This is a genomic window from Aquidulcibacter sp. (assembly GCF_049239865.1).
GTDB lineage: Bacteria > Pseudomonadota > Alphaproteobacteria > Caulobacterales > Aquidulcibacteraceae > Aquidulcibacter.
This window is the reverse complement of sequence record NZ_JBMLTR010000178.1, coordinates 1-12,701: the sequence shown is the minus strand read 5'-3', so window position 1 is coordinate 12,701 and position 12,701 is coordinate 1. Positions and strand designations below refer to the sequence as shown.

Genomic DNA, 12,701 nt, shown 5'->3' with positions numbered 1-12,701 from the left:
AGGGCATGGGGCCTAGCACGGACTCGGCGAGCTTCGAGCCCGGCTTGACGTGAATTCTAATTGGCCGCGATTCCAAAACCATCGCCCTCGGCCCCTGTCGCCTTGTTGCTCGGTTTTTCATGTTGCGCGGGCTTTTCTTGAGGCGGTTTCGAGGCCTTGCGGCGCTCGAGATAGGTGAAGACAAACCCTGTCGTCACCACAACTGCAATGCCGAGCAAAATTGCAGGGGCTGGTGATTGACGTGGCCTGAATTGTGCCGCGAGTTGGCGGGTAAATTTGTTGCTGCTCAGCATGTCGTGGAGGTACTTCTCCGTTTGGCTGGCCATGCGCGCGCCAATGTCTCGGACTTTGTTATTGGTCAAAATTGCATCGACCTGCCGGTCCATATGATCGCCTTTGAAGGCGTCTACGGCGATGGGAATGAGGGCGGCGATCCCTGCGACGAGTTTCTCATTTGAATTTGGCATGATGGCGGCTCCTAGTGGACATTTGGTTGAGGGGGATGCGGATGTGGGCGTGGCGCGTTAGCCGTGGTTGAATCGGTATCTGTCTGCGGGCGGGGCTCTTGTTCGGTGCTTTGTGCCTGCGTCGCGGGGGCAAAGGCTTCAAAGATTGGGAATAGATCTTCTGGCTCGATCCCAAACCGGGCCGCGGCCCCGGCAACGAGCGCTGCGGCCAGTGCTGCCACAGGCTTATGATCAATCAAGTTTGCGATGGAAGCTCGCAATCGCGCGCTGCGACGGTTTGCGCTGAAGTGGGTTAGTCCAAGCAAGCCTAGTGCTGCAAAAGCGCTTAGGGCGGCCATGGCCATTGGCGCCATGAGTGGCCCAGAATAGGCGAGAAGTGCTTGATACCCAGAGATGATAACGAATATTGCGCACGCCAAAGCAAATATTAGCGCAAACAATCTCAAGGAGATGGCACGCCCAATCATGAGCGCTTTCTCGCGAGAAGGCTTGTGACCAAGAGTCCCAAACCAAAGGCCATTGATAAGGTTAGCACCGGTTGCTGACGAATAAAGTTTGCAAACCAGCCAAGTTGGTCTCCCACATCATCGTCTGCCGCCGCGTCTATGCCGCTGGCATCTGGCGCGGTTATGATTAGGGCGGGCAGCATATCGCTCATCCCAGCAGTTGGTTGGTCATCATCCATTATGAAACGTCCTCTGGCAGTGAGAACGCTCCATGTATTTCTTGGTTCCTTTGTTTGATGGGGTGGTTCCACTCGTTGCAGACAGTTCAGCCTCTAGTGAAAATGCGCAGTGGGCTTGTTCTGCGTCAAAGCCCTTTGATCAAATCAGCGTCTAAAAATTGACCTCTGTGGCGCTCGGACGCGCACGATAGGGGCTTCAACTGTGTTCAGAAAATTCCTGGCCTTAGCCCTTGCGAGCCTGCTCGCGGGATGCGCAACGCTGTCGCGCCTACCGCCGCCACCAAACAGCGCCGCAATCGTCGCGCCTGCCAGCTACAATGCCGACCTGCGCATCAATTCCTACGATTCCCAGGCCAGTGACGTGGTAACGGCTCTTTACAATAAAGCGATTGCTGCTTCCGATGGCTCCATTGATATCATGGCCTTATCGGGTGGTGGGGCAGGGGGCGCTTTTGGTGTCGGGATTTTGATGGGGTTGCAGCGCACGGGTGCTCGCCCACAGTTTGAAATCGTAACGGGGGTAAGTAGCGGTGCTTTGATCGCGCCTTATGCATTCCTGGGGCCTAATTGGGACGCAGCGATTACCGAGATTTATACAGCGCCTCAAACCTCAAATTTGGTTGTGCGTCGGGGCTTTGGTGCCTTGTTCCAAACCAGCCTCTACCGCACAGATCGCTTCATTCAATGGATCGACAAGCACGTTACACCGCAATTCATGAACGCAATCGCGCGAGAAAGTCGAAAAGGGCGACTCTTGTTGGTTGCGACAACCAATATTGATACGGGTGCCTCAACGATTTGGAATATGGGATTGATTGCAGAGCAAGGCGGACCACGTGCAAGGCAACTTTTTATGGATGTATTGGTCGCGTCGTCCTCAATTCCTGCGGTCTTTCCACCCAAGTTAATCGACGTGGAAAGTGGCGGCCGACATTTTCAGGAAATGCATGTTGATGGGGGCGTTGCCGTGCCCTTTTTTGTTGTGCCGGCGAACATGTCATTGGGGGATGACACCATTCGCCGTCTGAGAGGCGCAAATCTTTACGTCATTCTCAATAGTCAAATCGGAATTGGGCCAGCAAATGGCGCGCTCAAAACCACATCCATTATTCCCCGCAGTTTTGAAATTGATCAGGTATATCGAGCGCGACAGAATATTGCACTGACTGCCTATTTTGCGACGAGAAACGAAATGGCGCTTCATTTGACTTGGATCCCGCCCAGCTATCCTTATCAAGGGTCGCTCGAAATGGGCCAAGCCACCATGCAATCACTTTTTGACTCCGGGCTCAGCTTAGCGGCGAGTGGCCAAGCGTGGCAAAGCGCCGACGATCTCGCGGCTGAACTGGGCCGGGCCGAAGTCGCCGCCGTACCTTGATTACAAGAGTCAGGGCATTGAGCCGGTAGCAAGGTCGTTACGGCTCTAACCAAACTTCACCCCAAAATGTTCCGGTTGCCGATGACTTGCCAAAAAGTCGATCAAGCCTGCTCCGAAGCGCCCGGAGTCTTTTCCAGAAATTATTCCCTTGGTTTCAGAAGAACTTGCCTGTATTTCCGGCGCTATAGGAGGGGCTAAGTGACCGAAGATGATATGGATGCGCTGGGCTTAGCTGCAACTCTTAGCCAATCCTATGTACGTGGGATTTCGAAGCGGCGGGTGTTCCCGGGTGATATGGAGCTCGTGTCCTTAGAGGCATTTCGCGAGCCGTGGCCCGACGGACCATCCCCCGCTGCTGAGACGATTAGGCTTTTGGATGCGGCCGGGTCACCGGCAACAGTCGCAACGACGGGGTCCCGATATTTCGGTTTCGTCACAGGTGGGGCACTGCCGGCCGCACTGGCCGCCGATTGGATGGTTTCTGCTTGGGATCAGCCAGCTGCTTTGCCGATCCTTTCACCCGCCGTAGCAGCGATTGAATCTGCCGCCGCGCGCTGGGTATTGGAGGCTCTCAATCTGCCGGCCTCCGCAGCGGTGTCCTTTCCGACTGGCGCATCTTACGGCAACCTCATCGCTCTGGCAGCCGCACGTCGCGCGGTGCTGCTGCGCCAAAATTATGATGTGGATGAGCTGGGTCTGCGTGGTGCGCCACCGTTTCGTGTCATCATCAGCGATGAAGCGCACAGTACGCTTATCAAGGGGCTTGGCGTTCTGGGAATTGGGCGACAAGCGGTTGAGATTGTGCCGACTGACGACCAAGGGCGGATGCGCTTGGAAGCGCTGCCCCCGCTCGACACCTCTACGATTGTTTGTGTTCAGGCTGGCAACGTCAACTCGGGCTCCTTTGATCCGATCGCCGACATCGCCGCAAAAACCAAGGCCGCGGGCGCTTGGTTACATGTGGATGGTGCGTTTGGGCTGTGGGCGCGGGCGGCACCCCAATTGGCGCACTTGGCCGCTGGGATCGAACATGCCGACAGCTGGGTCACAGATGGTCACAAGTGGCTGAACACCCCTTATGACTGCGGTATCGTGATCTGCCGCGACCCTCAGGCCTTGCACGGCGCGATGTCGATCACGGCTGCCTATATGCCAGAAGGGGACATCGTCCCGGCCAAGGATCGGCTGATTGAGTTCTCGCGCCGCGCCAGGGGTGTAACCGTTTGGGCGGCAATGCGCGTGCTTGGCCGTCAAGGGCTCAGCGATTTAATTGAGACCTGCTGCAAGCATGCCCAAACGCTTCGCGCTGGATTGCTTAAAATGGGCTGGACCATCCATAACGACGTTATACTCAATCAAGTGGTCGCGTCTTATGAAAGTGGAGAGCGGACAGAGCTTATTCGCACCGCTGTTAATGCTGAAGGGATATGCTGGTTTGGGCCCACCCGCTGGCGCGGCCAAGATGCAATTCGAATGAGTGTTTCATCTTGGGCAACAGCCGAGGGGGATATTGAGGCTGCCTTAGATGCCATCTCCGCGGCGATGATCTCAACAGCCCAATCAACCTAGTTCATAGCGCGGAAGCCAAGACGCCTATTGTCCTCGTCGTACGCCGCTTTTTCGGCCGTCAGGGGGCAGTCTTGAACGCTTGCCACGCGACAAATGCGAGAAACGGCAAACCGGCTAGATCTACCAGCGCGATAGTCCGGAGTGCGATCGGCGAACCTCCGGCCCAATAAAGCCAAAGGAACGAAATCATACTGGCCCCAACAGCGATGACGGCAAGCTGTCGGGTCTCAAGTCTAAAGATAGACCACAGGCAAATGATGCAGATAACAAAAAATAGTGCCGCGCGGTGTTGGAACAGCAAGAATAGCGGGGAGGCGGCATCAACACCATAAAGCTTGGCAATCAGGCTTGGTCGAAACAGTGCAAGGGCTGGAATGAGATGGACCATCAGGAGAACCGCCCAGCAAATTTGAGTTAGCATTGGTTTCTCCTCAGTGACCGTTTGGCGGGTCGCCCGATTGCGCGCGCTTGGTCATCCGCCATGAAGCTGACGAAGCAATAGACAATTGCTTTGTAACATGTCAATAACATGTCACAAGATTTTTGACGGTTGCCTGTGGCGGGCAGATCCCAATTATGGAAGAAACCAGCATGATGATTTCTACGCCCGATGGCCAATCCTCTAGTCCCCGTCAAAGCGATCACGCGCTCGCCTGCATTAAGAATGAGATCGTTTCTTGCCGCTTGGCACCGGGCGCACATTTCTCTGAGGCTGAATTATCGAACCGGTATGGACTGGCGCGCGCCGCCACGCGGGCCGCTTTGACGAGACTGACGGATGTCGGTCTGGTCCAGCCGGTACCTCGGCATGGATTTATCGTTACACCGATTACAGTCGCTTCGTTGCGAGAGTTATTCGAATTACGTCTGATGATAGAGCCCCAAGCCGCAGCGCTTGCAGTCGGCCGGCTTGATCCTGCGCACTTGCGTGCCATCAATGCGGCCCCGCAAAACGCAAAGTCCAAGACGGAGCAATTGGCGTTTGTCGATAGCAATCGCGCCTTTCACAGCGAAATAGCGAGATCCAGTGGCAATCGGCGCCTATTTGCTTTGCTGGAGACCTTGGCGGACGAGATGCAACGACTGGTGCATTTGGGGCTGTTTGGGCCCGGCGGTAGCGTCCACGAACAACGCGAGGCCGATGCCCAACATGAGGCGTTGATTGCTGCGTTTGAGGCTGGTGACGCACAAGCGGTTCAACAGGCTTCGCGCCTACACATAGAACATTCGCGCGCACTGGCTATGGATCGCATCGTCAAGGGTTTGGCACCCTCAGTGCTGGCATAAAGGGCAAAGAATATGTTCTCACGTGGTCATGATATCATTCTGGATGAGCCCGCTTTCATTCATCCGACGGCACTCTTGTATGGCAAAGTGCGCATTGGGAAGGGGTCGTCGGTCTTTCCATATGTCGTGATGCGGTCAGAAATCCATGAAATTCAAATTGGCGCGCGGACGAATATTCAAGACTTTGTCATGCTCCATGTCGGGAACACAACGCCGACCATTATCGGAGATGATTGTTCGATTACCCATCATGTCACGCTGCATGGCTGTGAGATTGGCGACAGGTGCTTGATTGGCATTAATTCCACCATCATGGATGGCGCAAAGATAGGTGCCAATTCAATTGTTGGCGAACATAGTCTTGTTCGCCAAGGGCAAGAGTTCCCAGAAAACTCTGTCATCGCAGGGGTGCCCGCGCGCCTGATCAAACAGCGGGACTGCTCCGAGGCCAATCTCACCAATGCCCGCATCTATGAGCAAATCGCCCGAGGCTATGCCAGTGGACGAGATCGCATTGCGTGAAGACTTCCAAATTGGGTAGCACTTCGGTTTTGAGACGAAGCGCTGTGAAGCTCTCGCACAGCAAGGCGTAAGCGACAGGCTCAACCGATCTCTGGCAGCCAAATTAAGCCTTGTGCGCTTTTACAAATGCCACCGCTGCGTCAATGTGCAGGGACGCCGTGTCAAATACCGGGAAGCCTGCAAGATCGGTTTGATCGATTAACAGGAAGATTTCCGTGCAACCAAGTATCACGCCTTCAGCGCCTTGTGCTCGCGTCGTTTCAACAATCCTGAGGTACTCGGCTTTTGACTCCGCGCGAAGGTCGCCACGCACCAATTGGTCAAAAATGATATGGTCGACAATCAACTTGTCGCTGTCATCGGGCATGATGATGGTGACATCATATTTCTCTTGAAAGCGTTTGATCACATCCAAAGAATTCATCACGGGCAAAGTTCCGAGCAGCGCTACTTTTTTCAAGCCCGCCGCTTTAATGGCATCGCCTGTTGGGTCTGCAATATGAATGAATGGTGTTGACCGAGCCTCCATCAGGGGCGCAACCACTTGGTGCATTGTGTTGGAAACACATAAGATGACATCCGAGCCGGCACCTTCGAGGCGGGTGATTTTTTCATCCAAATAGTCTTTGGCTTCGTCCCAAAGCCCATGACGTACAAAGCGTTCAATGTTCCCGAAATTGACTGAGACAATGACAATCTCGCCATTGTCCCAGCCGCCATACATCGCGTTCAAGCGGTCATTCAGCTGGCTGTAATAATGGCCAGTCGCCTGATTGCTCATCCCGCCTAAGATGCCGATGGTGCATTGGGAAAGCGGTCGGCCTAGGTCGCGGTTCATGGGGTTATCCTTGGGGTGTTACGACAAGGATGCACCGATAGCTTAAGTTCAATCGTCGCAACAGAGTCGATGGCAATGACATAAGTCCTCGGCTGCGGCTTTAGATTTGACCTGACTTCGTCATTGCCAAGCACCTAGGCGACCATCGCTCAGACTGGCGTACACATTTTCAAGCGAGGCGATTGACTAAGTTATCGCCTCACCGCGCGCGATCAATTGCTCGGCCACTTTTCCAATAAAGTCCCAGACGGCTTTATCAAACGGCATCTGGCTCGCTGTGGTCGGGTTGGCGAAGCCTTGGGCATAGAATTCGCGGCTTGATGCAATCATGCCGGGATCGCTTTGCGTAAACTCGCGCACCAGCGAAAACCAGCGTCGGCCAAGCGCCAATGCCGCTTCCGAGGAGGGGTCGCCGATCACACGTAGCCGGTCCGCTTCCGTAATGACAGAGGCCCAAGCTGTGCCCACGCGCTCTTGATCTTCAGACGTCAAGGGTCGTTCTTTCAGCGTATGGATTTGCTCGGGTGAAAATGTGGACTCCCACAATCTCTCCGTGGTTGGATTAATGAAATTATTCGACATGTTGATCTCCTGATGAAGTACGATAAGGGCATCAGCATCAAGACGGGCACCGCCAGCGAGTTTTTCTCGCGCTGCTTGGATCGCTTTCTGCGCACGTTGGATTTGCGAGAATTGCTCGCTTAACGCGCGTTCCTGCACTGATAGGATCACATCAAGACTGGGTATTCCACGGCTGAGCAACGCTTTGATGGCGCGTAACGAGAAGCCCAATTGCTTGAGCGCGGCAATGCGCCAAGCAGCCGTGACATCCTCGTCTCGAAACACACGCCAACCATTTGCCAGGCGATGCGGCTTTATGAGCCCTTCGGCTTCCCACAGGCGTAATGCCTTCAGGCCAATACCAAGGCGTTTGGCGATTTTTGCAGGTCGATCAGCATTCATGTCAGCACCTAGTCTTTAGTGACATTTTCCTTCTGCACTCTGCCCCAAGGGCGGGGTCAATGGGCTTTTTGATCGTTCATGCAGTGGGCTGGCGCATGTCGCGCTGCAGGCTGTGCCTTAGCAAAGGCTGCGTTCGAGCTTGAGCGGTCGGGAGGGGGCGCTTACGACGGTCCCGCACGACAAGCTACCTCAATGCTGCCGTCCCGGACGGCGAAGCCGAGTCCCAGACCTTGTGACGCAAAGTCCCCTGAGGTCCCCGCTCTCCACTTCGCTGCGGCGGAGATGACATCATCTGGTTGGAGGAAGGATTTTCAGGCGCTTTCAAGGCACGCGGAACGCGGCTTTGAACCGTTCCAAGTCATGTGGCCAATCTGATTGTTGCCAATTCCATGTCATGAGCGATAGACAGCCCTTCTATCGCTCATAATCAACGAATTTTTGATCGATAGCGGCTCCGCCATCGATCAAACTGACAGGTGCCTTCCCCCAATCAGTGCCTGCCTTTGCTCAAATGCCCCGCGTGACGATACGCTGTCCGGGGGCGTGTTGAGGGCATAGTCGCATAATTCGTCGAGGCGCGTTTCGGCGACATGCACGCGGGTGTCGGAGGCGGCATAATAAATCAAAACCTGACCGGTTTCAGGATCATGTGCCCAGCCATTGCAAAAGGCGACATTGGATACATCGCCCACGCGCTCTCCCCCTTGCGGCGCAATCAGATAGCCGCCAGGTGCGGCGATCACGCGCCACGGTTCTTCCAAATCAGTCAAAAGCACATAGAGCACATAGCGCAGGCCGGCGGCGGTATCGCGCACGCCATGGGCCAGATGCAGCCAGCCATGGGGAGTCTTGAGGGGAGGGGGGCCTTGGCCGTTCTTGACTTCTTTGATCGTATGATAGGCGCGTGGGTCGACAATCTCTTGCTTTGAAATCCGCGCACGGCTCATATCTTCAACCAACGCCCAGCCAATGCCACCGCCGCCACCAACATCGACAAAGCCGTCTTGCGGGCGGGTGTAGAGAAGGTATTGGCCGTCGATGAATTCGGAGTGCAACGTGACATTGCGTTGCTGCCCCGGCCCGGCATCGAGGTCTGGCAAGCGTTCCCACATGTGGAAGTCCTTTGTGCGCACAATGCCACATCCGGCCACAGCGGCTGTCAGGTCATTGGGCAGCGCGAAGTCTTTCCGCTCGGTACAGAAAAGACCATAAATCCAGCCATCCTCATGCTGGGTCAGGCGCATGTCGTAAATATTGGTATCAGGCGGGGTGCCATCTGGAATGTCGAGCGGCTGATCCCAGAATCGAAACCCGTCCACGCCCGTTTTGCTCTCAGCTATGCCGAAGAATGACTTCCGATCTGCGCCTTCAACGCGCGCGACCAAGAGATATTTTCCATCATGATAAATGGCACCAGGATTGAAAACGGCATTCACGCCGAGTCGCTCCAAGAAGCGCGGATTTGTTCGATTCGAGAAATCAAATCGCCAATTAAGCGGGACATGATCGCGGGTTAGGACTGGGTCGCGATAGCGGCAAAACACCCCGTTCGTGCTGGGCAATCTCTCGTTAGCGCGTGCTAAAAGGGCGTCAAATTCTGCCTGAATGCGCAGTTTTCGAGCGTCTACGGCTTCCCACGACATGATATTCAAACCCTCTTGCACCTCAATTTCCGCCTTAGTCACTCACGATTGATAGCGTTGTCAATCCTTGTGAGCCGGAGTGTAAAAATAATTTTCAGCAACGCAAACTACCAATTGACAGCGCAATCAATTTCGAGCAGGCTATGAATAACAGCGCTGTCAATTTGGTGTGAGGGTGATATGGATTCGGTGTTGACCTGATCATGGGTCCCAATCGAATTGACTTAAGCTGCCGATAAAAATCGATATCAGAGACCAACTGATGACTTATTCCTTGGGAGGACAGAGAGATGCGTAAATATACCAAAGGGCTAGGCCTGCGTACGAGCGTTTCGGTCATTGCCATGGTTCTGGGTTGCGCCGGAAGCGCAGCTGCTCAGACCGCACAGACCAACCCGCAGGGCGAAGCGGCACAGGAAGTAGAGACCGTCGTGGTTCGCGGCTATCGGGCTTCGGTGGCAGATGCCCTCGCGAACAAGCGTAATTCAAATTTGATCATTGAATCGATCACCGCCGAAGACATTGGCGAATTTCCAGATAAGAACATCGCCGAATCCTTGCAGCGTCTGCCTGGTATCCAGATTGACCGTGAAAATGGTCAGGGCACGAAAGTGCGGATCCGCGGTCTCGATCAAAACGTTGTCCTTCTCAACAATGAAATCTTCCTGACGGGCCTCGAAGCCTTCCGCATCGGGGAGGGCAATGCGACCCAAACGGACTCGCTCGAAGGTGTGCCATCCGATTTGATTGGCGGGGTTGACGTCTTCAAGTCGCCCCAGTCCTCGTTGCTCGAAGGCGGCCTCGGCGGGATTATCAATTTGCGTACGCGTTCGGCTCGCAGCTTGAAGGATGGCCTTTTGTTTGCTGGCCAAGCGCGCGCAAACCAAAGCGAAGATGGTGAGACCACGCCATCCTTGTCGGCGACCTTGGGCTATCGTTTCAGCGATCGCTTGGCCGTATTGGGCAGTCTCTCTTATGAGAAGAGCAATGTGGTGACCGATGCGCTGGGTGGCGATAATCGCGGCGGCTGGCAGTTCAACAACCGGCCCCTCAGCAATGCGACAACCCGCAATGTTTGGTCCCCAGAATATCGCTATGTGACCAATCGCGATCAGGACCGGGAGCGCTTGGCCGGCTCGATCAATGTCGACTTCAAGCTGTCGGACAAGGCAGATTTACGCTTTGACTGGTTCCATTCCAACTTAACGATCCTGACCAAAGAAGCGTCGCTCAAATTCCCATTCGCCAACGAGAATGCGACCTATGGCGCGACCAATCTGCAAATTGGGGCGAACAATGTGCTCGAGTCGGGCACCGTCACGGCCAATTCGGCTGAAGGCATTAGCTTTGTTCAAAACGGCGAAGCCAAGACCGACAACATCCAATTGGGCCTTGCTTGGGAGCTGACAGAGCGTCTGAAAGTGGACCTCGGTGCTTATCACTCGAAGGCTGACTATGAGAGCACGGCTGGCAATAATGACGTGCGCTATACCCAATATGGCGTGCGCAACGGAACGGCCGCTGGCCTCATTCCAAACCCAACTGCGCCGACGACCTTGGTGTTCAATTATCGCAATGGGGCGTTCCCAACCTTCACACCTGCACAACCCTCGGCCTTTACCACGCCGTCCAGCGTGTTTGCCAAATCACATTGGGTCTTTGGTGAAGGCACAAAGATCGACAATACGTCGATTCGCGCCGACTTCACCCTGCAAGCGCCCGATGCCTTGGACGGTCTGTGGGTGGTGCGCTTTGGGGCCCGCTATGCGGAGCGCAATGTCGACAGTGAATATGGCCGCTATTTGGCGGACTATTCCGGCAAGGGTGAGTTGAATGGGATTAATTTCGGCCAGAATTGGACACCACTCGGCTACTTCCAAGATGGCGCGATCGGCTACAAGTCTTGCGAACTGCCCGTCGGCACACCCGGCCGCCCAGCTTGCGATGCAGGCGCACGCTTTGGCAACTCACCAGCCCTGATCACGCCTTATCAAACAGCGGCCACCACACCGGGTCGGTTTGAGACCGTGACCGTTGGCGGCATTCAAGCCCTGTTCCAAAATCGCGACCAGATGGAAAATGCGGTTGATTGGATCAAGTCGCTTTACCCCTCCACACCTTTTGCTTTCTACCGCGATCCGCTCAATAGCTTTGTGGTCGAGGAAAAAACCAAGAGCGGCTATTTGATGCTGGATGTCGGCAGACCCGATGATCGCTATCACATCAATGGCGGTGTGCGCGTCATCAATACCGAATTGACCGTCAATTCGAGCGGGACGCCAGTGGCCCCACGTTATTGGGGTACAGATTCTTGGAACGGTGTGCTGGCCAACCCAACGCCAGAGCGCACGGTCCGCGACTATACCGATGTCCTGCCCAGCGCCAGCATCGTCTATGACGCCAGCGACAACAACAAAATCCGGGCTTCCCTTGCCCGCGTGGTTGCCCGTCAGAACTTGTTCCAATTGGGTGAAGGCTCCCAATATGACTTCACTCGGGTTTCAACCCCTGGCCCCAATCTGGACCGCTTTGCCTTCACCAGCGGTCGCGGCGGCAACCCGAACTTGAACCCATTCCGGGCCGATCAAGCAGATCTGGCGTGGGAACATTATTTCGGTCGCAAGGGTCTGGTCTCGGTTGGCTTGTTCTACAAGAAGATCGACTCCTTCATTCAGACCAATACGGTTCCGCGTGCGGTTGCCGACGGCACGGTACAAGGTTCGACAATTGGTTCCTTCTCGCAGCCAACCAATGGCGATGATGGTTCCATCAAGGGCCTTGAGCTTTCGGCTCAATATGACTTTGATGCCGGATATGGCTTCACCGCCAACTATACCTATTCGGACTCAGAGTCGCCCTATTCAAACGACTATGACAAGAATCTGCCCATTCCAGGTGTCGCCAAAAATGCCTTCAACGTGACGGGCTATTATGAGAAGGATGGCTTCGCGGCCCGCCTGTCTTATGCTTGGCGTGACACGGTCTTTGTCGGCAATTTCGGTTTCGACCGCTATAATCTCGGTCGCTATCAGTCCGCCTATGGCCAATTGGATGGTCAATTGTCTTACGACATCAACGATCGGTTCCAAGTCACTTTGGAAGGTAGCAACCTGTTGGGCGAGGATGCGACCGAATATCTTCAGTTCGAGAATTTGCCCTTCCGCTATCTCTCCGGCGTTCGTCGGATTTCCTTGGGCGGACGCGTGAAGTTGGGCAATTAGGACTTTCCCATATGGTCTAGTGCCAAGGCACATGTCCCCGTCAATTGTTGCGGCTTAGACCATAAAAGGGGCGGCGTACCGCAAACGCTGCCCCTTTTGCTATTGTGCGGCCCCGAGCGCTTGGGCCA

General features: G+C 54.9%; 12 protein-coding genes. 5 read left to right on the top strand and 7 right to left on the bottom strand.

The window, feature by feature from the left end:
• Positions 1–56 precede the first annotated feature (56 nt).
• The 3 genes from ACOVRA_RS12425 to ACOVRA_RS12415 form a co-directional block, all read right to left on the bottom strand.
• On the bottom strand, positions 57–467 hold the full coding sequence (locus ACOVRA_RS12425; RefSeq protein ID WP_421720565.1) for a hypothetical protein: 411 nt from the start codon (positions 465–467) through the stop codon (positions 57–59).
• 11 nt (positions 468–478) lie between these two features.
• Positions 479–805 (bottom strand): hypothetical protein, encoded by a 327-nt coding sequence (locus ACOVRA_RS12420; RefSeq protein ID WP_421720564.1) that lies wholly within the window; start codon positions 803–805, stop codon positions 479–481.
• 125 nt (positions 806–930) lie between these two features.
• Positions 931–1,152, bottom strand: coding sequence for a hypothetical protein (locus ACOVRA_RS12415; protein WP_421720563.1), 222 nt, complete (start codon positions 1,150–1,152; stop codon positions 931–933).
• Positions 1,153–1,354: 202 nt separating this feature from the next.
• On the opposite strand from ACOVRA_RS12415, the gene ACOVRA_RS12410 reads away from it, so the two are divergent.
• Positions 1,355–2,530, top strand: coding sequence for a patatin-like phospholipase family protein (locus tag ACOVRA_RS12410; RefSeq protein WP_421720562.1), 1,176 nt, complete (start codon positions 1,355–1,357; stop codon positions 2,528–2,530).
• Between the two features lie 198 nt (positions 2,531–2,728).
• Positions 2,729–4,099, top strand: coding sequence for a pyridoxal phosphate-dependent decarboxylase family protein (locus ACOVRA_RS12405; protein WP_421720561.1), 1,371 nt, complete (start codon positions 2,729–2,731; stop codon positions 4,097–4,099).
• 58 nt (positions 4,100–4,157) lie between these two features.
• Here ACOVRA_RS12405 and ACOVRA_RS12400 read toward each other — a convergent pair whose 3' ends face one another.
• Positions 4,158–4,520, bottom strand: coding sequence for a hypothetical protein (locus ACOVRA_RS12400; protein WP_290806997.1), 363 nt, complete (start codon positions 4,518–4,520; stop codon positions 4,158–4,160).
• A 170-nt stretch (positions 4,521–4,690) separates the two neighbouring features.
• Between ACOVRA_RS12400 and ACOVRA_RS12395 the strand changes: the two genes are divergently transcribed.
• Together ACOVRA_RS12395 and ACOVRA_RS12390 are read left to right on the top strand one after the other, a co-directional pair.
• Positions 4,691–5,386, top strand: a complete 696-nt coding sequence (locus tag ACOVRA_RS12395; protein WP_421720560.1) for a GntR family transcriptional regulator — start codon at positions 4,691–4,693, stop codon at positions 5,384–5,386.
• Between the two features lie 12 nt (positions 5,387–5,398).
• Complete coding sequence (locus tag ACOVRA_RS12390; protein WP_421720559.1) at positions 5,399–5,908, top strand: gamma carbonic anhydrase family protein; 510 nt, start codon at positions 5,399–5,401, stop codon at positions 5,906–5,908.
• Positions 5,909–6,011: 103 nt separating this feature from the next.
• Here ACOVRA_RS12390 and ACOVRA_RS12385 read toward each other — a convergent pair whose 3' ends face one another.
• From ACOVRA_RS12385 to ACOVRA_RS12375, 3 genes are all read right to left on the bottom strand, one after another.
• Complete coding sequence (locus ACOVRA_RS12385) at positions 6,012–6,746, bottom strand: aspartate/glutamate racemase family protein (protein ID WP_421720558.1); 735 nt, start codon at positions 6,744–6,746, stop codon at positions 6,012–6,014.
• Between the two features lie 186 nt (positions 6,747–6,932).
• Positions 6,933–7,709: a MerR family transcriptional regulator gene (locus tag ACOVRA_RS12380; RefSeq protein WP_421720557.1), complete on the bottom strand. Its 777-nt coding sequence runs from the start codon at positions 7,707–7,709 to the stop codon at positions 6,933–6,935.
• 464 nt (positions 7,710–8,173) lie between these two features.
• Entirely contained in the window at positions 8,174–9,352 is a 1,179-nt protein-coding gene (locus ACOVRA_RS12375; RefSeq protein WP_421720556.1) for a glycosidase, read from the bottom strand.
• Between the two features lie 290 nt (positions 9,353–9,642).
• Here ACOVRA_RS12375 and ACOVRA_RS12370 point away from each other — a divergent pair, with 290 nt between their 5' ends.
• On the top strand, positions 9,643–12,573 hold the full coding sequence (locus tag ACOVRA_RS12370) for a TonB-dependent receptor (RefSeq protein WP_421720555.1): 2,931 nt from the start codon (positions 9,643–9,645) through the stop codon (positions 12,571–12,573).
• Positions 12,574–12,701: the final 128 nt, after the last annotated feature.